The sequence below is a fragment of the Microbacterium proteolyticum genome (genome assembly GCF_014192415.1).
GTDB classification, from domain to species: domain Bacteria; phylum Actinomycetota; class Actinomycetes; order Actinomycetales; family Microbacteriaceae; genus Microbacterium; species Microbacterium proteolyticum.
On the sequence record NZ_JACHXY010000002.1, the window covers coordinates 301,213 to 321,945 of the forward strand.

Below are 20,733 nucleotides of genomic sequence, written 5' to 3' on the forward strand. Positions count from 1 at the left end.
AGCGCTGAACTCCGGCTCACGATGGCTGGTCCGCGACCGTTCTGACGGCGCGGACCAGCCATCGGTCTTTCTGCCTCACGAGCGTCACGTACTGCGTGGTGGAGTCGGCGCTGAGCCGGACGACGACGACCCCGCCGAAATCGTCGATGAGCTCGATGTCGGCGTCGCGCGCACCGGCGAGCAGCGGCTCGTGCGGGAATCCCGAGTCCTCTTCGTGTGCGGCTACGCACGCGGTGTCACCGACGCATCGATCGATCTCCGCGAAGAGGTCGCGGGCGGCGTCGACGGGGGCGGCGGACGCCGCAGAGCTTCCCTCTGTCGGCTGGTCTGGCTTCGTCGCGGTCTCGTCGGGCGTAACCGATACGGCGGGGGGCGTCATCGTCGGCTCGTCGGTCGCCGTGTCGGCGGCCAGGGGGAACGCCGACGGGGCATCCGCCGATGGGGACTCGCCGACGGTACGTGACTCCGATGGCCCCGGCGCGGATGCCGCGGACCCGTCGGGCGTCGGCCACATGAGCAGGCCCGTCACCACGATGATCGCACCGGCGGCGGCGCACATCGTGCCGAAACGTACGACCGGCGAGCGGCGCCACCGTTCGCGTACGTCGCGCAGCACCTCGTGCACGGCGTCGGCGAGGTCGGCGTCGATGAGCGCCAGCACGCGTGACGGTGCGCTCGGCGTCGCTTGCACGGCCGACGCGGGAGGCTCTTCCACCACCGGGGTCAGCGGCCCCAAGACGAGCGGAATCGGGCCGGCGTGCTGGAAGAGCCGGCGCTCGACGGCGTCCCACTCGCGAGGGGGCCGGGTGAGCACGCTCTCCCGGGCGCGCGTCACCATGTCGCGGGTGGCGTCGTCGTCGGTGATCGCCGCAATCCGCTCGAGCGCATCGGCCGTGGCCGCGATGGCATCCGGTTCGCCGTCCTCCTCTTCGGCGACGGGACACCCATCGGCCCGCAGCCACCATCGCGTGCCGGCGAATCGACCCGTCGCGCCGCGGCAGCCGCGCAGCAGCGCGACGGCAGCCGTGACCGCCTCGCCCGCCGTGAAGGCGATGGCGCTCCGGGAGCGACGCCGGAGGTAGGCGTCGAACGGTTCGACCAGGACGGATGCCGCGGGGCTGCTCATCCGAAGATGGTGGTCGAGGGGCGGCATCGCCCGCGGCGCAGCGACGTCGGAACGGGGACGGATAACGCGTTCGAGGCTCTGGGGAGGAGGGGGCGGTGGCGAAGATAGAATCGATCTCATGGCCGCTCGTACTTCCACGCCCGAGAAGCGTCCGGGCTTCTTCTCGCAGCTCAAGACCCTCTACACCTTCACCCAGAAGGAGTACCGGTGGCTGCCGTTCCTGCTGGCCGGCATCGTGCTGGTGGGCATCGCCCTCGGCGTGGTCGTCGGCTTCCTGATCCCGCCGCTGGCGGTGTGGAGCATCATCTTGTGGGGTGTCACGGGCCTGCTGGCCGGCATCCTGGCCGCGATGATCACGATGACGCGCCTGTCGACCACGGCCATGTACAAGAAGATCGACGGGATGCCGGGTGCCACCGGCCACGTGCTGTCGTCGTCGCTCGGCCGTAACTGGCAGGCCTCCGAGGCCCCGGTGGGTGTGAACCCGCGCACGCAGGAGGCCCTGTACCGCGCCATCGGCCGCGGAGGCGTCGTGCTCATCGGCGAGGGTAACCGCAGCCGTCTCACCCGTCTCGTGGGCGAGGAGCGCGGTCGCGTCCAGCGCATCGCCTCGGGTGTCCCGGTGACGGTGCTCTACATCGGGCACGGCGATGACGAGGTGCCGATCGCGAAGCTCGCCTCCACCATCAAGGGGCTGCCGAAGAAGGTCGATCGGGCCACGATGGCGGCCGTCATCAAGCGCGTGTCCTCGGTCTCGCAGGGTCTGTCGTCGCTGCCGATCCCCAAGGGTGTCGATCCGACCAAGATGCGGTCGCCGCGTCCGCGTTGATCCCGAGATGACGAGGGCCCCCGCAGATGCGGGGGCCTTCGTCGTTCCGTCGGCGTCAGGTGCGGACGAGGACGGTGCCGACGATCTTGTCGTGCAGACCGCGCTGATCGGCGTCCCAGACCACGGCAGGGATGATCAGTGCCAGCAACACGGTTCGCACGATCGGGCGCCACAGCCCCACCCATCCCCCGGATGCCAGCTCGAGGCGCATCCCCATGAGGCGGTGTCCGGGGCTTCCCCCGATCAGCGGGATGAAGAGGATCTGTACGGCGAAGAAGATGACGTTGGCCGCGATCGGGTTCGCGAATGGGACGCCGGTCACCGGATCGGGTGTCGAGAAGAAGGCGAAGCCGACCAGACCGGCACTGACGACGTCGATCAGGAGCGCGGCGATCCTGCGGCCTGGGCGGGCGATGGAGCCGCGCCCTTCGCGGGGAAGGCCCAGTCGCTGGCCTGGATAGTCGTGCTCGGAGGGTGCGCTCACGGCATCCAGAGTAATCGGGCTCGCGTAACACGCCCGAAACATGCGAGATATCGCCGAGACACCGGTTCTGTATAGGGTCGAGGAGGCCGGGCGAGGCCCGCCGATCCCGAATGTTCTACCTCTGGAGTCTTCATGTTCAAAGATTCGTCCGAGGTGCTCAAGTTCATCCAGGACGAGGACGTCAAGTTCCTCGACATCCGTTTCACGGATCTTCCTGGTGTGCAGCAGCACTTCAACATCCCCGCCTCGACCGTCGACGAGGAGTTCTTCACCGTCGGACAGCTGTTCGATGGCTCGTCGATCCGCGGGTTCGCGAACATCCACGAGTCGGACATGCAGCTGATCCCCGACGTGACCACGGCGTACGTCGACCAGTTCCGCGAGGCCAAGACCCTCGTGATGATCTTCGACATCTACAACCCGCGCAACGGCGAGATCTACTCGAAGGACCCGCGACAGGTCGCCAAGAAGGCCGAGAAGTACCTCGCCTCCACCGGCATCGCCGACACGGCGTTCTTCGCCCCCGAGGCCGAGTTCTACATCTTCGACGACGTGCGTTACGAAGTGAAGCAGAACTCGAGCTTCTTCTCGGTCGACTCCGAAGAAGGCGCGTGGAACACCGGTCGTCAGGAAGAGGGCGGAAACCTCGCCAACAAGACCCCCTACAAGGGCGGGTACTTCCCGGTCTCGCCGGTCGACAAGACGGCCGACCTGCGCGACGACATCACCCTCAAGCTGATCGAGGCGGGCTTCGCGCTCGAGCGCTCGCACCACGAGGTCGGCACCGGTGGTCAGCAGGAGATCAACTACCGCTTCGACACGATGCTGCACGCGGCCGACGACATCCTGAAGTTCAAGTACATCGTCAAGAACACCGCCGAGCTGTGGGGCAAGGTCGCGACCTTCATGCCCAAGCCGCTCTTCGGTGACAACGGCTCGGGCATGCACACCCACCAGTCGCTGTGGAACGACGGCAAGCCGCTGTTCTACGACGAGACCGGCTACGGCGGACTGTCCGACGTCGCCCGCTGGTACATCGGTGGTCTGCTCGCGCACGCTCCCGCGGTGCTCGCCTTCACCAACCCGACCCTCAACAGCTACCACCGTCTGGTGAAGGGCTTCGAGGCGCCGGTCAACCTGGTGTACTCGGCCGGTAACCGCTCCGCGGCCATCCGTATCCCGATCACGGGCACGAACCCCAAGGCCAAGCGCATCGAGTTCCGCGCCCCCGACGCCTCGGGCAACCCGTACCTCGCGTTCGCCGCACAGCTCATGGCCGGTATCGACGGCATCAAGAACCGCATCGAGCCCCACGAGCCCGTCGACAAGGACCTCTACGAGCTCCCCGCCGAAGAGGCCGCGAACATCCCGCAGGTTCCGAACTCGCTGCTCGACTCGCTCGAGGCCCTGCGCGCCGACCACGAGTTCCTGCTCGCCGGTGGCGTCTTCACGCAGGAGCTCATCGACACCTGGATCGAGTACAAGATCGAGAACGAGATCCAGCCGATGGCCCAGCGTCCGCACCCCTTCGAGTACGAGCTGTACTTCGGGGTCTGATCGCCTCCGCATCACCGACGCCCGTCCCCGCCGTTTCGCGGGGGCGGGCGTCGTCGCGTTGTCACGGAACAGTCAGCGGACGCCCCCCGCTGTTGCCCTCGTCGACCGCAGTCCATGAGGAATGACGGCGCAGTGTGTCTCGACTCACCCCCGTGAGTTCGTGCACAGCGCGTTGGCTGAGTCCCGCGGTCTTCATCAACGTGACGGCCGCTTCCCGCCGACGCCGCGGCGGCCATGACCCGAGGCGCTGCACGGTGGCCGCCTGGAGGGCTTCCCCGACGCCGATCTCCGTCGTCGCGGCGAACCGTCGGGCGCGCTCGACCGCGAGCTCGATCGTGCGCGGTGTCTCGCCGCGGTGGAGAGCCCCGACCACCCGGATGACGCGGTCGTCGACGTCGCCGAGGAGATCGCGGAGGAGCGACTCGACCATCGCGACGTCGGGGACGCCCACCTCGAGGACCGCGTCGACGGCGAGATCGGTGCGCTCCTCCCTCGTCTCGATCAGGACGAGACCCGACCCCGCCCGCGCCCGCACGAGGGCCGCGAGGGCCGCGACGTCGCGAGCGTGCGCGTGTTCCAGGTGGACCGTCATCCCGGATGCCGTGGCGGAGGCGACCGCGTCGACGAGACGGACGAGCGGGGCGTCGAGCACCGTCGCGAGATCGATCGTCATGACGGCACGGCCCCGCTGGTGGGCCATCCACCGCGCGCGCAGGGTCTTGCCGGTACCCGCGGGACCGACGAAGAGCACCGACCCGCCCTCCGTGAGGCGCTCGGCCACGGCGGTGAGGTGGCGCGACTGCTCCTCCCCCAGGGACGCCGTGGGCGCGGGCGCGACGCGCTCCACCGTCGCGATCGGTGACACAGGACGGTTGTTCCGCCGGACGGGTCGGGGCGATGTGCGTTCGAGGATGCCGGCGATCACCTCCGATGCCCCCGCTCCGTCGCGGTCGGCGATCTGCGTGATCACGGCTCTCGCGGCCGGGTCGGTGGCTCGCAGAGCGAACTCGACGATCTGGGCGAGGTCGTCGGCGGCGAGTCGCACCTGGCGGCGACCGCGAGGTGGCGAGCCCGCTGAACGGGGGGTGCGGGGAACGCCGGGGATGACGGACATGGGGGATCTCCCGAGCTGAAGTCGACACGATCGACCATCGTTCGACGGTCGCGATCCGCCGCGTGCGCGGCGGCGCGTGACCTCAGGTACGGGAGATACCGAAGACGATCAGAGGATGCCGACGCGGCGGGGGCGCGCCCGACCGCATCCCCTCTCCGCGGACTGTCGGGAGCAGCAGGACGCCGAGGACCGAGAACACGACGGCCGCGAGGACGAGAGTCACGTTCTCGGACCCGTCGGCGGCGACCGCGTTCGTCGCGTCGGTGTCGACGGGCGGGACCAGCGCGGCATCCGGCATCTCGTCGTCATCCGTCTGCAGAAAGGAACCGACGGTGAGAGCACTGTGCGCGGTGCCCTCATGATGACCGCCCGCCTCATCGAGATGCGTGGTCGCCCAGGCGCAGAGCAGGAGGAAGACCGCGAGTGCCAGCCGAACCGCACGCTCGGCGGAGCGACGGCCTGAGAGGCGTGAAACGGCGACGGTCATCGAGCAGAGCCTAGGTGCGGCCGTCCGAGGGATGGGGGCTCATGGACGATTGACTACCGTCTGGACACCGGATCTTCACCTGGACATCGCGCAGGGGTGATCCCCGGGCAGTGGGCTTGCCCTGCGGTCGCCGGCCGCCTCGATCCGACGAAGGACTCCCCCATGGACTCTCGCACTTCCCGACGCCTCCGCGCGGCCGCCGCCTCGGTGGCCGTGGCCCTGGCCGCGTCGACCTCCCTCGGCCTCCTGGCCGCTCCCGCCCTGGCCGCGACGCCCGACATCACCGAGCACGGCGGAGCCGCGCGCAACGACGGCGACATGACCGACGCCCTGCGCGAATCGATCGTCGACGGCCCCGCCAAGAATGTCATCCTGCTGATCGGCGACGGGATGGGCGACTCCGAGATCACCGTCGCGCGCGACTACGCCGAAGGTGCCGCGGGGCGGTTCGCCGGCATCGACGCGCTCCCCCTGACGGGTCAGTACACGACGTACTCCATCGACGAGGCGGGCAAGCCCAACTACGCCTCCGAATCGGCGTCGACCGCCAGCGCCTGGTCGACGGGCACCAAGACGGCGAACGGTCGCCTCAGCGTCGACGTCTCCAACGCGCCGCAGGCCACGCTGCTCGAGATCGCCAAAGCCAATGGCCTGAAGACGGGCAACGTCTCGACCGCAGAGATCCAGGATGCCACTCCGGGCGCGCAGATCGCCCACATCTCGGCCCGCGGCTGCTACGGCCCCGAGCAGACGTCGAAGAATTGCTCCGCGGAGGCGCTCGAGAACGGCGGCCTCGGTTCGATCAGCGAGCAGCTGCTCAACGTGCGTCCGGACGTCACTCTCGGCGGCGGCGCGGCGAGCTTCGCGCAGACGGCGAAGGCGGGCCCGTGGATGGGGCAGACGCTCTCGGACCAGGCGCGCGACCGCGGCTACGCGCTCGTGAAGGACGCTGCCGGACTCGAAGCGATCACGACGGCGGATGCCGACCAGCCCCTGCTCGGGCTCTTCTCCGAGGGAAACTTCCCCGTCCGTTGGAACGGACCCGCGGCGACCGACCTGACCGTCGGCGGCGAGCTCCCCGCCCCGGTCTCTTGCACGGAGAATCCCGATCGGCTCGCCACGGGCCTGTCGCTGGCCTCCCTCACCTCGAAGGCGATCGACCTGCTCGACAACGACAACGGCTTCTTCCTGCAGGTCGAGGGCGCGAGCATCGACAAGCAGGACCACGCCGCGAACGCCTGTGGGCAGATCGGCGAGACCGTCGACCTCGACGAGGCCGTGCAGGTCGCCCTCGAGTTCGCCCGCACGCAGGGCGACACCCTCGTGGTCGTCACGGCCGACCACGCCCACACGAGCCAGATCGTGGGCTCCGCCATCCCCGGCCTCAACACCCACCTGCTCACGGCCGACGGCCAGCCCCTGATCGTCGCGTACGGAACGTCGCCGGCCGGCGGCTCGCAGCAGCACACCGGCTCGCAGGTGCGCATCGCCGGGTACGGACCGGGAGCGGCGAACGTCGTCGGTCTCACCGACCAGACCGACCTGTTCTTCACCGCCGCGAACGGTCTCGCCCTCTCGCAGAACCTCGCCGCCCTCAGCGGTCAGGCGACGGTGAGCGTGCCCGCCGAGGTACGTCCCGGCGACCCGCTCACGGTGGCGGCCGACGGCTTCGCAGCCGACTGGCAGCTCTCCGGTACGGCGTCGACGACCGGCGACCTCGGCCAACGCGACGCGCTGCGCGGCTCCGCGAACTTCACGACCACGGCCCCGACGGCCGAGGGCACCTACGAGGTGACGGTGAGCGGTGCGCAGACCGGTGTGGTGAAGACGGCATCGTTCCGCGTGTCCGCCTCTGCGGCCCCGGCGCTGACGACCACTCCCACCCCGCTGCCCTCGCCCACGGCCGGGGCGGGCGCTGCGGGCGCGGGGCAGAACGGCAACGGCTCGCCGCTGGCGATGACCGGTGCGGCGCTGCCGCTCGGTGCGCTCGTGCTGGCGGTGGGGCTGCTCGCCGTCGGCGTCACTCTGCGCCTGCGTCGTCGTCGTCGCACCGAGTTCGTCTGATCCACTCTCCCTCGATGCCCGTCGCCGCACTCGCGGGGGCGGGCATCGAGGCGTTCAGGCGGTGCGTTCGGCGCGCTTCTGCTCCTGGAAGACCCGGATCGCCTCGTAGCGTTCGGCCGAACGTGCCTGCCGTTTCGCGGCTTCGACTTCGCGGACTTTCGGAGGCGCCGCGGTGACGAGGTCGTCGAGCAGGCGGCGGACGGATGCCGCGATCTCGGCCACGGCGCGATCGAAGACCGCCTGATTGGCCCGCGACGGCGTGGTCGTCCCCACGATCTTGCGCACGAACTGCCGCGCGGCGTCGTGGCATTCGGCATCCGTGGCCGGGGGCGTGAAGTTGTGCAGGGGGATGATGTTGCGGCACATGCCCCACAGGGTAGGCCGATCGCGGGCGCATGGCGAGCGGGACGAACGAGCGGATCCATCCCCGTCAAGCGTCGTCGCGATGTCGGAGGGGCTTGGAAAGATGGAGGCATGCCGGAGTCTCCTTACGCCTCGCGCCCGTGGTCGACCTCGTACGCCGAGGGCGTCCCGCTCGAGATCGACACGCCATCGCAGACCCTGCCCGAGATGCTGGCGGCCTCCGTGTCGTCGTACGGCGCGAAGGTGGCCCTGGAGTTCTTCGGTGCGTCCACGACCTACGCGCAGCTCGGCGATGAGATCCTGCGGGCCGCCGAGGGCCTCCGCCGCCTCGGTGTGCGGGCGGGTGATCGTGTCGCGCTCGTGCTCCCCAACTGCCCGCAGCACGTCATCGCGTTCTACGCGGCCTTGCGCCTGGGAGCCATCGTCATCGAGCACAACCCGCTGTACACGGCGCGCGAGCTGCGCCACCAGTTCGAAGACCACGGGGCTCGCTTCGCGATCGTGTGGGACAAGCTCGCCGATACCGTCGCCGACTTCCCGTCAGACCTCGCGCTCGAGCACATCGTGAGCGTCGACATCACCGCGGCGTTCCCGCTCTCCAAACGGCTCGCCCTGCGTCTGCCGATCGCGAAGGCACGCACGGCGCGCGCGCAGCTGACCGCGACGCCGCAGTCGAAGCGCCCGAGCCGCTGGGAGAAGCTGCGGACCCGCGGAACGCTGTCGAAGAAGCATCCCGGCCCGCGGGTCGATGACATCGCTCTGCTGCAGTACACCAGCGGCACGACCGGTACCCCCAAAGGGGCAATCCTGACCCACGCCAACCTGCGGGCGAACGCGATGCAGGGGCGGGCGTGGGTGCCGGGACTCCACGACGGAGAAGAGACGTTCTACGCCGTACTGCCGCTCTTCCACGCGTACGGACTGACGCTGTGCCTGACGTTCGCGATGAGTATCGGAGCGAAGCTCGTGCTCTTCCCCAAGTACGATCTCGATCTCGTCGCCGCGGCCGCGAAGAAGAGCCCGCCGACGTTCCTCCCCGCGGTGCCGCCCATCTACGATCAGCTCGCTCGCGCCGCCGCGCGCGGCTCGGTCGACCTCACCAGCGTGCGGTTCGCGATCTCCGGGGCGATGAGCTTGCCGGTCGCGACCGTCGACCGCTGGGAACAGGCCACCGGCGGGCTGCTCGTCGAGGGCTACGGCATGACCGAGTCGTCCCCGGTCGCCTTGGGCAACCCCATCGGCCCCTCGCGGCGGCCGGGAACGGTCGGCGTGCCGTTCCCCAGCACCGAGATCCGCATCGTCGATCCCGAGAACCCGACCGTCGACCGTCCGCTCGGAGAAGCGGGCGAGCTGCTGCTGCGCGGTCCCCAGGTCTTCCGGGGGTACTGGCAGCGGCCGGCCGACACCGCCGACACCCTGCTGCCCGGGGGCTGGCTGCGCACCGGCGACATCGCGACGGTGTCCTCCGACGGGTTCGTCACCATCGTCGACCGGCTGAAGGAGATCATCATCACCGGCGGCTTCAACGTAGCGCCGACCGAGGTCGAAGACGTGCTCACCTCGCATCCCGACATCGAGAGCGCCGCAGTCGTCGCGCTGCCCAAGCCGCGCGGCGGAGAAGACGTCGCCGCCGCCATCGTCGTCCGCGACGGCGTCGACATCTCTTCGGAGACGGTGCGCGACTACTGCAAGACACGACTGGCGGCGTACAAGGTGCCGCGCCGCATCGTCGTCGTCGACGACCTCCCGCGCTCGCTCATCGGCAAGGTGCTGCGTCGAGAGGTGCGAGAGCGCCTCATGTCGTCGTGAGGCGTGCGGGCGCGGAGCGGTTGCCGCTGCGACGCACCGGCGGCCCGCGTCGGCGGCAGCTACGCACGGCATCGGTGAGCAGCGGGGCCGGCATGGACGCCGGAGCCCGCGGCATCCATTCGCCTCAGCCGTAGAAGAGCTTGTCGAAGACGCGACGGGCGCGACGCGTCGCGCCCAGGTAGTCCTCTTCGACGCGCGTCGCCGAGCGGGGCGGGTACTCGAGGATCCGCCCGATCCCGTCGAGTCGCACGCGGTCGGCCGGAAGAACGTCACTCGTCTGCCCCGACAGCAGCGTATTCGCCGAACGCAAGCGGCTCGCGAGATGCCACGCGGCGGCGAGCTTCTGCGCCGCGTCGGCCTCGACGATCCCCGCCTCGACAGCGGCATCCAGCGCCGACAGTGTCGAGGTGGTGCGCATCGCCGGGACGGCTCGCGCGTGCTGCAGCTGCAGCAGCTGCACGAGCCACTCCACGTCGCTCAGCGATCCGGGGCCGAGTTTCAGGTGACGCGCCGGGTCGGCGCCCTGTGGAAGCCGCTCGTTCTCGACGCGCGCCTTGATGCGGCGGATCTCGCGCAGGCCGTTCTGGTCGGCCGACGCCGGATAGCGCACCTCGTCGGCGAGAGCCATGAACTCTGCGATCAGCTTGACGCTGCCGGCGACGCCGCGGGCGCGCAGCAGCGCCTGCGCCTCCCACGACAGCGACCACCGCCGGTAATACTCGGCATACGCCTCGATCGACCGGGCGAGCGGGCCGCTGCGGCCCTCGGGCCGGAGTTCGGCGTCGAGGTCGAGTGGCAGGCGGTGGTCCTCCGAGTGCTCGCGGAGGCCGGCGACGAGCTTGAGTGCCAGCTGACCCGCGCGCTGCGGGTCGACGCCGTTGGCCCGGTAGACGTACATGACGTCGGCATCCGACCCGAAGCCCATCTCGCGCCCACCGAATCGCCCCATCGCGATAACCGCGAAGTCGAGGTCGTCGTCTTCGGGCGGCACGACCACGCGCCGCACCGCGCGAAGCGTCGCCTGGATCGTCACCTCGGTGATCGTCGAGAGGGCGTCGGCGAGTTCTTCGAGCGACACCGTCCCGAGGACCGCGGCCATGGCCACCCGCAGCATCTCGCGGCGCCGGAGTGCGCGTACCGAGCGCATGGCGTCGTCGATGTTCTGCCACCGGGTCTGGATCGCCCGCGCCTCTTCTTCGAGAGCTTTGCCCGAGCGAGGTCGCAGCAGCGCATCGTCGTCGAGCCACGCCACGGACTCGGGGATCCACTCCATCAGCTCGCCGATGTAGCGCGAGCCGGAGAGCACGCGGGTGAGACTCTCGGCGGCGCCCGCGGAGTCGCGCAGCATGCGCAGGAACCACGGGGTGTTGCCGAGCCGCTCGCTGATGCGGCGGAAGACGAGGAGGCCGTAGTCGGGGTCGACGCCGTCGGCGAACCATCGGATCATGACCGGCATGAGGTGCCGCTGGATCGTCGCCTTGCGGCTGAGGCCGCTGGTCAGCGCCGCGATGTGGCGGAGCGCCCCGGCAGGGTCACGGAAACCGATGGCCGCGAGACGATCGCGCGCTTGCGCGGTCGACAGCGTCCGCTCCCCCTCGGGCAGGGACGCCACGGCCGAGAGCAGCGGACGGTAGAACAGGCGCACGTGGATGTCGCGGACCTCGCGCTTGATGGCCTCCCACGCCGCCTGGACCCCGGATGCCGAGTCGGCCAGGCGGGTCGCGCGCGCGAGCACTCGCAGGTCGTCGTCCTTCTCGGGCAGCAGTGCCGTGCGACGCAGTCCGCGCAGCTGCAGCCGGTGCTCGAGCAGGCGCAGCGTGCGGTAGTCGCGGGCGAACGCCTCGGCTTCGGAACGCCCGATGTACCCCTCGGCCACCAGCGCGTCGAGGGCTTCGAGGCTGCCGCGCTGGCGGATGCGCTCGTCGGTCAGGCCGTGCACGAGCTGAAGCAGCTGCACGGTGAACTCCACGTCGCGGATGCCACCGGGCCCGAGCTTGACCTGACGGTTCACCTCGGTCGCGGGGATGTGCTCGGTCACGCGCTCCCGCATGCGCTGGACGCCTTCGACGAAGTTCTCGCGGGCCGCGCTGTGCCACACGAGCGGCTGTACCGCGGCGACGTACTCGGCGCCCAGGACCGGATCGCCGGCGATCGCACGGGCCTTCAGCAGTGCCTGGAACTCCCAGCTCTTCGCCCACCGGTCGTAGTACTGCTGGTGCGACGCGAGACTGCGCACGAGCGCGCCCTGCTTGCCCTCGGGGCGCAGGTTCGGATCGACCTCCCAGAGGGGTGGCTCGATCTCGGGACCGGAGATGCCGCGCATCGTCTGCACGGCGAGACGGGTGCCGATGTCGATCGCCCGGGCCTCCGACACCACGTCGTCGTCGGACGTGCCTCCGACGAAGATCACGTCGACATCGCTGACGTAGTTGAGTTCGCGCGCGCCCGTCTTACCCATCGCGATGATGGCGAAGCGGGTGGCCTCGACCTGCTCGCGAGGGAAGGCCCCGGGTCCGGGAGCCGACACCCGCGCGCGGGCGACGCTCAGCGACGCCTCCAGCGCCGCGCCGGCGATGTCGGCCAACGCCGCAGAGACGACGTCGATCGCCCCCGCCGGGTCGTCCTGACCGAGGTCGTACGCCGCGATACGCGCGAGCAGGCGGCGGTAGCGCACCCGCAGCGCGACCCACGCGGCATCCGAGGCGTCCGACGCGAATCCGTCGACGTCGCCCACGGATTCCAGCAGCTCGGCGCGCATCGACTGCTCGTCGGGAACGGTGAGGCCCGCGCCCGACAGGTGCGCGAGCTCGTCGGGGTGGCGCAGGTAGAACTCCGCGAAGCCGTCGGACGCCCCCACCAGATCCCACAGCGCGCGCCACGCACCCGCGTCGGCGGCCGCTGCTCTCACGGCCGCCGCATCGCGCCGGGCCACCTGCAGAATCGATCGCAGGGCGCCGTCGGGGTCGGCCACGCGCTGCGCCAACCGCATGGCATCCGCCCGGTCGACACCGACCGTCTCGTCGAGCTCGCCGAGCAGGGTGTCTGCTTCGGCGAGCCGCGAGAAGCCGGTGCGAGCGAGCGCGGTGAGCGCGGTGGAGCGATCGCCCGAGGTCATGGGACGACCGTCAGAGTGCTTCGAGGTTGCTCGCGAGCTCGAACGGCGTCACCTGGGCGCGGTACTGCTGCCACTCGCGGCGCTTGTTGAGCAGGACGTACTTGAACACCTGCTCGCCCAGCGTCTCGGCGACGAGCTCGGACTCCTCGAGGTACTCGAGAGCGTGGTCGAGGCTCGCCGGCAGGGGCGCGTAGCCGAGGGCGCGGCGCTCCGAGTCGGTGAGCGACCACACGTTGTCTTCCGCCTCGGCGGGGAGTTCGTACTCCTCCTCGATGCCCTTGAGGCCCGCCGCGAGCATGAGCGCGTACGACAGGTAGGGGTTGGCCGCGGAGTCGAGTGCGCGGTACTCCACACGGGTCGACTGGCCCTTGTTCGGCTTGTACAGCGGCACGCGAACGAGCGCGGAGCGGTTGTTGTGGCCCCAGCAGATGAAGCTGGGCGCCTCGTCGCCGCCCCACAGCCGCTTGTACGAGTTCACGAACTGGTTCGTGACCGCCGAGATCTCGTTGGCGTGGCGCAGGAGGCCCGCGATGAAGTGACGGCCCACCTTCGACAGCTGGTACTGGCCGCCCTCTTCGTAGAAGGCGTTCATGTCGCCCTCGAAGAGCGACAGGTGCGTGTGCATGCCGCTGCCGGGCTGGCCGCTGATCGGCTTGGGCATGAAGGTCGCGTACACGCCCTGCTCGATCGCGACCTCTTTCACGACCGTGCGGAAGGTCATGATGTTGTCGGCCGTGGTGAGCGCGTCGGCGTACCGGAGGTCGATCTCGTTCTGTCCGGGGCCGCCCTCGTGGTGGCTGAACTCGACCGAGATGCCGAGGTCTTCGAGCATGCGCACCGAGCGGCGGCGGAAGTCGTGCGCCGTGCCGCCGGGGACGTTGTCGAAGTAGCCCGCCGAGTCGACCGGCTGGGGACGTCCATCGGTGCCGAGCTGCGACGACTTCAGCAGGTAGAACTCGATCTCGGGGTGCGTGTAGAAGGTGAATCCGGCGTCGGCGGCCTTCGCCAGCGTGCGCTTGAGCACGTGACGGGGGTCTGCCACGGCGGGCTGGCCGTCGGGCGTGGTGATGTCGCAGAACATGCGCGCCGTCGGGTCGATCTCACCGCGCCACGGCAGGATCTGGAACGTCGTGGGGTCGGGGTGCGCGAGCAGGTCGGACTCGTACGAGCGGGTGAGCCCCTCGATCGCCGACCCGTCGAAGCCCAGCCCTTCGGTGAACGCCCCCTCGACCTCGGCCGGGGCGATCGCCACCGACTTCAGCGTCCCCACCACGTCGGTGAACCACAGGCGCACGAACTTGACGCCGCGCTCCTCGATCGTGCGCAGGACGAAATCACGCTGCTTGTCCATCGTCATCCCTCGTATCGGTGCGGTCAGCGAGCGGAGCCGGAGCCCCAGTCGTCACGAGCCTCTTCTTCGGCCCACTTCTTCGAACGCTCCTTGAAGAGCTGCGGCGCGTTGGCCGCCTCTTCGGCGGTGTCGAAAGGGCCGGCGCGATCGACGGCCGGCGACTCGTACCCCTGTTCGACCTGACCGGTCTCGAGGTTGTACCAGTACTTCGTGTTGTCGTCGCTCACGATGCTCCTCACGTGGGTCTCGCGTCTCGGCGCGAACCGCCGGTGCTCCCCCCGATCCTACTGATGCCGACCGTGCGGCTGGATAGGCTGAGGGGTATGGCAACCAATGCGTCTCGTGCGGTCGGAGTGGACATCGGCGGAACCGGCATCAAAGCCGGGATCGTCGACCTGGATGCCGGAGAGCTCGTCAGCGACCGCGTCAAGGTCGCCACCCCCGCCGGCGCGGAGCCCGCCGACGTCCTGACCGCGGTGCGCCAGGTGCTCGAGACGCTCCAAGCCCCCGCCGATCTGCCGCTGGGCGTGGCCTTCCCCGCCATCGTGAAGAGCGGCAAGACCCTATCGGCGGCGAACGTCTCGAAGACCTGGATCGGCTTCGAGGCCGAGAAGTTCTTCGAAGACGGCCTGTCGCGCGGCATCCACTTCGCCAACGACGCCGATGTGGCCGGGATCGCCGAGGTGCGTTACGGCGCGGCGAAGGGCGTCGAGGGTCTCGTGATCCTCACCACGCTCGGCACCGGCATCGGCTCGGCAATGATCTACGACGGCGTGCTGGTGCCCAACAGCGAGCTCGGTCACCTGCAGCGCGCCGGGCACAAGCGAGATGCCGAGCACTTCGCGGCGTACTCGGCCATGGAGCGCGAGGAGCTGTCGTGGGACAAGTGGGCCAAACGCCTGCAGTGGTACTACGACTACGTCGAGTTCCTCTTCAGCCCCGACCTGATCGTCGTCGGGGGCGGGGTGTCCAAGCACTCCGAGCACTTCCTTCCGCTGCTGAAGCTGCGCGCGCCGATCGTTCCCGCGAAGCACCGCAACAACGCGGGCATCATCGGTGCGGCATCCCTCGCCGTTCCCGTTCCCGAGGCGCTGCCGGCGGTCAAGTGAGGGATGCGCGGCGCGTCGACGCGATGGGGTCGGCATCGTCGCTCAGCCGGCGGCGTCACGCACGCTGACGGCGTTGCGCCACACGACCGGCGCCCAGTGCCCGCCCTCGCACGGCACCTCGAGCATGACCACGCGGTCGTTGCCGCCCGTCGCCCACGCCGGTTCGCGCGTGGCCGCACGATTCGGCCACGTCACCCATGCCCACACCGGGCGCTTCTGCGCGTACCACTCGATCGGGCGAGCACCCCAGGTCTCGGGTTGCAGGGTGCAGGGGGCGATGGATGCCAGCACCCGCGCGACCATCTCGTCGCTGACCCTCGTCGAACCCATGCACCGGACCCCTTCCCCGGCCGTGCTCGATGTTAGAACATAACTCCGACATTCACCCCAGTACGGGACGGGACGCGCACTCGTTCACCCGCCTGCAGAGGGCGACCCTCCTGAGGCAGGGGGCCAGCAGGAGGGTCGATGAGTATTCGGCGCGAAGCGCCGGTCGGTTTGGGATGTCTCATCCCGTGAGGGCGAATGGGCCGGCCTGTACGCCGGGTACTGAGCGCACCGGTTACGGCGATGAACGGCATTTGCAGTTCGATCGAGTTATGCCCGGTCGGGGGCCGAATACCGTTCTTGGGGCTTGATGGCCGATGAAGTGCGCGTGAGGGCATTCTGCGGACTTTCTGCGGACTGCCTGCGGACTGCCTGCGGACTCGCGGACCCGTCCCGCGCCTGTCGGCCCTTCCCGAGTGCAACCGGGTGCCCTATGTTTCCGACATGGCATCAGGATTCGAAGGCATCGGGGACAGCATCCGCGCGAAGGCGGCAGAGCTTGCGAACGAGGAGGCCGCGAGAAGGCTCGCCGAGATCGCGCGGGAGCGGGGGCTGACGTCCGTCGACAGCCTCCATCTCGATGCGGGGTCATCCACCGGCGTGCTGACGCCTGACGTACAGCAGATCCGTTCCCGAGCGAACGAGATGCTCCGTTCAGACGTCTGATCGCGAGGCCGGCCAGTTGCCAGCGGACGGGCGACCGGCAGCCGCATACGCCTGGCACAGCTTCAGCACGGGGCACGATTCGCAGATGGCCCGCATCGTCTCGACGTCGTCCTCTGACGGGCGATCGGCCGTGTAGGCGTCCATGCCATCGCATGACGGCGTGACTTCACGGAGAGCGTCCTGGAGGGCTGCGAACTCCCGAGCGCCGCGCATCGGGGCGACGTTCGCCAACGGATCAGCGTCACGGGCCGGCTGCGGTCGGGGTGCCGCCGTGCGACGCGGTGCGCTCGCCTGACGCCGTTTCGTAGCCTGGGGCGGCGCGGATGCCACCACGGCCCCTGAAGCGTCTTGGAGGCGGTCCCGGGCGATCCTCGCCTGATGCACCGGATCGGCCTTCATCCGCTCGCGCCAGAACACCAACAGCGCATCCTCGCGAACCATGCGCCGGCCGTCGACCAGAGCGAACGACAGGCCCATGCGCCGCCACCGCTTCACCGTCTCAGGGTGCGATCGCACACGCTCCGCAGCCTGCGAATACGTCAACCACCTCGGCATGTGCGACCGCCTTCCCTGCGACGGGAGCGATCATCGCACGGGAGAAGACGCCTCAGGCCCCCGTGCTGCCCGCCTCAGTGGACACCTTCAGCAGGTCTCGTTTCAGCGCCCTGAGAAGAGCGACGATCTCACCCGGCTTCTTCCTGTCGGACCGGCTCACACCGGATCCACTCAACTTCACCGGCTCCGCCAGGCCCCGATACGAAACCGATGCGGTCAACGTCCCCGGCCAGCTCATGACGAGGTACCGGCTCTCGTATCCGTCGGGGTTGTACACGATGGGTTCGCCGCCGCCTACCTCCAGACCGTCGATGGCTGATCGAGCAACGAGAGTCGTCGTAACCGTCTTGCCATCGGCGTCGTCAGGGCGGGCCACGAGCAGCGACGTCTCAGTGAAGACGGCCAGGCTTCCCAAGCCCCCGCCGCTCGTCTCCAGCCCTACTTGCGCGTAGACAAGTTCGTCTTCGTCCATCAGCAGGACGATGTGCGTCAGCGCGAGGTGCACCCATTCTCTGTTGTCCATCCAGCCAGCCGGGGCGTTCTGCTCTAGCCGGCCGAACAGCTCGTAAGCCCTCGATGAATCAGCATTGGTCGCCACCATGGCGTCTCCCCTCGTCGTGGACCAAAGACGGTAGCGGACGACGAAGGGCCGTCGGCACAGGCACACATGCGGCAACGACGAAGGCCCCCAGCGTGATGCCAGGGGCCTCGTGATCGTGAAGGACTACTGCGGCTTCACCGTGAGGCTGGGCGCGTCGATCGCGAACGCGGTCTGAACGGTGCAGGACACCACGACGAGCACAGCGATCTCGACAGGCCCGGGACGGATCGCCGCGAGAGTGCCGAACCTCATGCTTGCCCCGTTCGTGACGGACGCCGAGAGACGGGCAGACGCACCCGCTGAGCTGCCCGGGATCGTTGCACCGGTCGCAGCATCCCGAACGGCCATCCGCAGCGAAATGGCCGCGGAGCCGGACCCGAACAGCGTCATCCGGGCGTGACCCGTCACCACCTCTACGAGAGCCGAGCCGGTCGACGGGAACGTGAGAGCCGTCCCAGTCTCGTAGACACGCTCGACGCCGTCGCCCGGGATGGTCACCGACCACGATGAACCCGGATCCGTGGCCCTCGTCGTCCTGGCTCCGATGTAGTCGACCATCCCCGACAAGTTCCCCGCGATGCCGGCGCGCTGTGTGCCCGATGGTCGGTTCAGGCGTGCAATCTCCGCTCGCAGCTCCGCGAGCCGATCGGCCAGGCTTTCCAGCCCCGGGCGGGGAGGAACGGGATCAGCCACGATCGCCACCGTCCCCACGCTTCGCCGGCCGCGCCAGCTTCGACACGTTCGCCGGGAGAGGCGGTGCACCAGCGGGTGCCGGCGGTGCAGCCTCGGCGCTCTCCGTGGCCTTGCGCGCCTCGATCTGGGCGGACCGCAGCTCGAACCGCATGCGCACCACGGGCGTGAGCCCGAGCTGGCCCAGGATCGACGTCAGACGCCCAATGATCCGAAGTACCAGGGCGTCATCCCCGAGGTAGTCGGCATAATCCAGATCCTCCGCGAGCAGCCGCCCCAGGGCTACCAGGGCACCATCCGAGGGCTTGAACCACTTCGCGGCCGACACCGACGCCTCATACGCGTCACGATGCGTCCGAGAGGCATTAGCCACCGCATTGGCACGATCAGCGCGTAGACGAGCGTCACGCTCCGCCGCGATCTCAGCCCTCTTCGCAGCCGCCCAGATCCGCTTAGATTCGCGGCGTTCCTCCTCCGTCTGAGCCATCACACACCCCCCAAAATCTCGTCTACGTCGACAGCGCTCACTTTGCACCCGCTCGCGGTGGGGGAAACCGAAGCCGGTGGAGTGGCGCTGACGTGGGGTCGCCAGAGATTCGGACACCCCTCCCCTGGTGGTCGTCGGTGTCGGGCCTGGAGCGTCCTCGCTCCGCTGTCACGCGCCGCTCTCGCGGCCTGCGCGTCACCCCGGGTCACTGCACCACGTCGGGTGATCCTCGTCGCTCTCATCGTCGTCTCTCTCCTCTGTGTCCTGATCTGGTTTTCGTCGTCGTCGGTGCTGGTGCTCATGGTCTGCATCTACCTCGATGCCCCTCGGGTTGTTCTTCCTCTTCGCCTCTATGCGATCCGAGATCCGGGAGACGCAGAGGTGTCCTCTCGTGCGCTTGCTCACGAGCGATGCTGTGCGCCTACCTCAGCGGCACCGCGTCACTCGTCCCGCTGGCATAGACGCTCCGTGCTGGCGGCGTCCGCGAGGCGCACAGCCGGGAGGTGCGGCGGGTGGCTCCCGCTCTCCCTGCTGCCCGTCGATCCCGTCACCTGGCCGATTGCGACGCCGCTGAGCGGGATCCTTGGAGACGAGGCCCCGGATGCCGTGGCCGGTTCGGGGTGCCCCGGTAGCGGGCCGGCCGTTCCTGGGACATGCCGCCCGGGGACGAGAGAGGGGGCCGGCCTGAAGTGGACCGGCCCCCTCGGGGGCGACTGGAGGAACCCCCCGATGCGGGCAGGAGAACCCGCTACCCGCCGGGTGGAGCAGATGAAGGCAGACACCCGGCGGGAGTTCGTTACGTGGCGGGCGTCAGGTCGAAGCGGCAGAACGCGTTCGGGCGTCCGACCTTCAGCGTGTAGCGGCCCTCCACACGAAGACGGAACTGGTTGCGGTTGAACAGGTCGCCGCTCGTGTCGATATCGACGCGGTCCGTCTCACGGGTCACGAGTTCCAGGGTGCTGAAGTCGCCGACCAGGCCCGTTCCGAGCGCGATCGCCGCCGAGGTAACCACGGGCAGATCGTGGAGGAGGTGCTTCGCGCCTTCCTCCGCCTCGTTGGCCGGGTTCTTCGCGATGCGGGCGAGGGTGATGTTCTCCCAGTCCGTCGGGTTCAGCACGTAGCCGGTGGCGGGGGTGCCGCCGATCTCGTCCGCCTTCGTCTTCGCCTTCAGGCTCGTCTCCAGGCGGTAGTCGAGGCCGGTGACGCTGGTGCTCCGCGCCTGCGTCTGGATGCCCGACGTCTGGAGGATGCCGGTGAAGTTCTCGCCCGTGCCGTTGCCGGACACCACCAGATCCTCGACGGCGGTGATGACGGCTTCACCGAGCTGGACGCGGAGGATATCCGTCAGTCCGCGGAAGTCGGTCAGGTAGCGGATCGGCAGCGGCTCGGACAGGATCGCGATCGTCCGCAGGCGGTCCTCGATATCCGTGAAAGTCGCGGTGCCGGTCGGCTTCAGCGCACCGTCGGCGACAGCCGCGGCACCGGTCGGGCGCTGGGTCTGGCGGAGGTACTGGATCGCGTTGCCGTTGCCGTCGGCGGGGCGGTCGCGGCCCACGATGAGATCGAGCACGGTGTGCGGGCGAGCGGGGATCTCGCCCGGGTCGCCGATGACGGCGGGCACGTCGACCGTGCCTGAGGTGAGGGCCTTCGCGCCGCCCGAGCTGGCGACGGTGCGCAGGATCTCGTCGGTCGATTTGGCCCATGACGCCGAGCGTGCCGCCTTGTAGCCCCGGTTGGGAGCCTTCGACTTGGTTCCGGAGAACTCGCCGTTCAGCGCGTCGAGCGCGTCCTTCACCGCGGCAGAGCCGTCAGCGGCGTCGAGCTGCGAGCGCAGGCCCTTGACGGCCTTCAGGTGCGTATCGGCGTCGGAGATCTCCTGGTCCGTCATTTCGCGGCCGGCCTTCTCGGCGGTGGCGACGATCGCCTTCGCCTTGTCCAGCTCGGCGCGGATCTGTTCCTTGATGTTCACGTGCGTTCCTTCGTTCGTTGATCGGGTCGA

General features: G+C 69.2%; 21 protein-coding genes. 6 read left to right on the forward strand and 15 right to left on the reverse strand.

Annotated features, from left to right (window positions below; genetic code table 11):
• Nucleotides 1-16: 16 nt before the first annotated feature.
• Nucleotides 17-1,126, reverse strand: coding sequence for a hypothetical protein (locus tag FHS07_RS09765; RefSeq protein WP_183419727.1), 1,110 nt, complete (start codon nt 1,124-1,126; stop codon nt 17-19).
• Between the two features lie 118 nt (nt 1,127-1,244).
• Between FHS07_RS09765 and FHS07_RS09770 the strand changes: the two genes are divergently transcribed.
• Nucleotides 1,245-1,955, forward strand: coding sequence for a DUF4191 domain-containing protein (locus FHS07_RS09770; protein ID WP_183419728.1), 711 nt, complete (start codon nt 1,245-1,247; stop codon nt 1,953-1,955).
• A gap of 55 nt (nt 1,956-2,010) precedes the next feature.
• Here FHS07_RS09770 and FHS07_RS09775 read toward each other — a convergent pair whose 3' ends face one another.
• Nucleotides 2,011-2,481 carry an RDD family protein gene (locus FHS07_RS09775; protein ID WP_183419729.1) on the reverse strand — a complete coding sequence of 157 codons (471 nt, stop codon included), beginning with the start codon at nt 2,479-2,481 and terminating at the stop codon, nt 2,011-2,013.
• A gap of 90 nt (nt 2,482-2,571) precedes the next feature.
• Between FHS07_RS09775 and glnA (FHS07_RS09780) the strand changes: the two genes are divergently transcribed.
• Entirely contained in the window at nt 2,572-3,996 is a 1,425-nt protein-coding gene (gene glnA, locus FHS07_RS09780; protein ID WP_055954603.1) for a type I glutamate--ammonia ligase, read from the forward strand.
• Nucleotides 3,997-4,057: 61 nt separating this feature from the next.
• Here glnA (FHS07_RS09780) and FHS07_RS09785 read toward each other — a convergent pair whose 3' ends face one another.
• Complete coding sequence (locus tag FHS07_RS09785; protein WP_183419730.1) at nt 4,058-5,110, reverse strand: AAA family ATPase; 1,053 nt, start codon at nt 5,108-5,110, stop codon at nt 4,058-4,060.
• A gap of 82 nt (nt 5,111-5,192) precedes the next feature.
• The gene (locus FHS07_RS09790) at nt 5,193-5,597 is read right to left on the reverse strand and encodes a hypothetical protein (protein WP_183419731.1); all 405 of its coding nucleotides are present in this window, start codon (nt 5,595-5,597) and stop codon (nt 5,193-5,195) included.
• A gap of 162 nt (nt 5,598-5,759) precedes the next feature.
• Here FHS07_RS09790 and phoA point away from each other — a divergent pair, with 162 nt between their 5' ends.
• A complete protein-coding gene (gene phoA, locus FHS07_RS09795; protein WP_183419732.1) occupies nt 5,760-7,661 on the forward strand; it encodes an alkaline phosphatase in 1,902 nt (633 codons plus the stop codon).
• A gap of 54 nt (nt 7,662-7,715) precedes the next feature.
• On the opposite strand, the gene FHS07_RS09800 is transcribed toward phoA, so the two are convergent.
• Nucleotides 7,716-8,027: a DUF2277 domain-containing protein gene (locus FHS07_RS09800; protein WP_183419733.1), complete on the reverse strand. Its 312-nt coding sequence runs from the start codon at nt 8,025-8,027 to the stop codon at nt 7,716-7,718.
• Between the two features lie 108 nt (nt 8,028-8,135).
• Here FHS07_RS09800 and FHS07_RS09805 point away from each other — a divergent pair, with 108 nt between their 5' ends.
• Nucleotides 8,136-9,833: a long-chain-fatty-acid--CoA ligase gene (locus FHS07_RS09805; protein WP_183419734.1), complete on the forward strand. Its 1,698-nt coding sequence runs from the start codon at nt 8,136-8,138 to the stop codon at nt 9,831-9,833.
• 124 nt (nt 9,834-9,957) lie between these two features.
• Here FHS07_RS09805 and FHS07_RS09810 read toward each other — a convergent pair whose 3' ends face one another.
• Genes FHS07_RS09810 through FHS07_RS09820 form a run of 3 tightly spaced genes read right to left on the reverse strand, consistent with a single transcriptional unit; the run spans nt 9,958 to nt 14,526 of the window.
• The gene (locus FHS07_RS09810; RefSeq protein WP_183419735.1) at nt 9,958-12,948 is read right to left on the reverse strand and encodes a bifunctional [glutamine synthetase] adenylyltransferase/[glutamine synthetase]-adenylyl-L-tyrosine phosphorylase; all 2,991 of its coding nucleotides are present in this window, start codon (nt 12,946-12,948) and stop codon (nt 9,958-9,960) included.
• A gap of 10 nt (nt 12,949-12,958) precedes the next feature.
• Nucleotides 12,959-14,299 carry a type I glutamate--ammonia ligase gene (gene glnA, locus FHS07_RS09815; RefSeq protein ID WP_183419736.1) on the reverse strand — a complete coding sequence of 447 codons (1,341 nt, stop codon included), beginning with the start codon at nt 14,297-14,299 and terminating at the stop codon, nt 12,959-12,961.
• A 23-nt stretch (nt 14,300-14,322) separates the two neighbouring features.
• Nucleotides 14,323-14,526 carry a hypothetical protein gene (locus tag FHS07_RS09820; protein ID WP_055954581.1) on the reverse strand — a complete coding sequence of 68 codons (204 nt, stop codon included), beginning with the start codon at nt 14,524-14,526 and terminating at the stop codon, nt 14,323-14,325.
• Between the two features lie 96 nt (nt 14,527-14,622).
• Between FHS07_RS09820 and ppgK the strand changes: the two genes are divergently transcribed.
• Nucleotides 14,623-15,408, forward strand: coding sequence for a polyphosphate--glucose phosphotransferase (gene ppgK, locus FHS07_RS09825; RefSeq protein WP_183419737.1), 786 nt, complete (start codon nt 14,623-14,625; stop codon nt 15,406-15,408).
• Between the two features lie 42 nt (nt 15,409-15,450).
• On the opposite strand, the gene FHS07_RS09830 is transcribed toward ppgK, so the two are convergent.
• Nucleotides 15,451-15,738: a hypothetical protein gene (locus FHS07_RS09830; protein WP_183419738.1), complete on the reverse strand. Its 288-nt coding sequence runs from the start codon at nt 15,736-15,738 to the stop codon at nt 15,451-15,453.
• A gap of 441 nt (nt 15,739-16,179) precedes the next feature.
• Between FHS07_RS09830 and FHS07_RS09835 the strand changes: the two genes are divergently transcribed.
• Nucleotides 16,180-16,401, forward strand: coding sequence for a hypothetical protein (locus tag FHS07_RS09835; protein WP_183419739.1), 222 nt, complete (start codon nt 16,180-16,182; stop codon nt 16,399-16,401).
• On the opposite strand, the gene FHS07_RS09840 is transcribed toward FHS07_RS09835, so the two are convergent.
• The 6 genes from FHS07_RS09840 to FHS07_RS09860 all read right to left on the reverse strand — a co-directional run bounded on the left by FHS07_RS09840 (nt 16,390) and on the right by FHS07_RS09860 (nt 20,703).
• Entirely contained in the window at nt 16,390-16,956 is a 567-nt protein-coding gene (locus FHS07_RS09840; protein ID WP_183419740.1) for a helix-turn-helix domain-containing protein, read from the reverse strand. The two genes, FHS07_RS09835 and FHS07_RS09840, sit on opposite strands and share 12 nt — an antisense overlap.
• A 52-nt stretch (nt 16,957-17,008) precedes the next feature.
• Nucleotides 17,009-17,557, reverse strand: a complete 549-nt coding sequence (locus FHS07_RS09845; RefSeq protein ID WP_183419741.1) for a hypothetical protein — start codon at nt 17,555-17,557, stop codon at nt 17,009-17,011.
• 123 nt (nt 17,558-17,680) lie between these two features.
• Nucleotides 17,681-18,268, reverse strand: a complete 588-nt coding sequence (locus tag FHS07_RS16290; protein ID WP_221189374.1) for a hypothetical protein — start codon at nt 18,266-18,268, stop codon at nt 17,681-17,683.
• Nucleotides 18,243-18,734 (reverse strand): terminase small subunit, encoded by a 492-nt coding sequence (locus tag FHS07_RS09850; RefSeq protein WP_425488149.1) that lies wholly within the window; start codon nt 18,732-18,734, stop codon nt 18,243-18,245. The genes FHS07_RS16290 and FHS07_RS09850 overlap by 26 nt, the downstream gene beginning before the upstream one ends.
• Before the next feature lie 195 nt (nt 18,735-18,929).
• Nucleotides 18,930-19,139 (reverse strand): hypothetical protein, encoded by a 210-nt coding sequence (locus tag FHS07_RS09855; RefSeq protein ID WP_183419742.1) that lies wholly within the window; start codon nt 19,137-19,139, stop codon nt 18,930-18,932.
• Nucleotides 19,140-19,530: 391 nt separating this feature from the next.
• Entirely contained in the window at nt 19,531-20,703 is a 1,173-nt protein-coding gene (locus FHS07_RS09860) for a phage major capsid protein (RefSeq protein ID WP_183419743.1), read from the reverse strand.
• Nucleotides 20,704-20,733 lie beyond the last annotated feature (30 nt).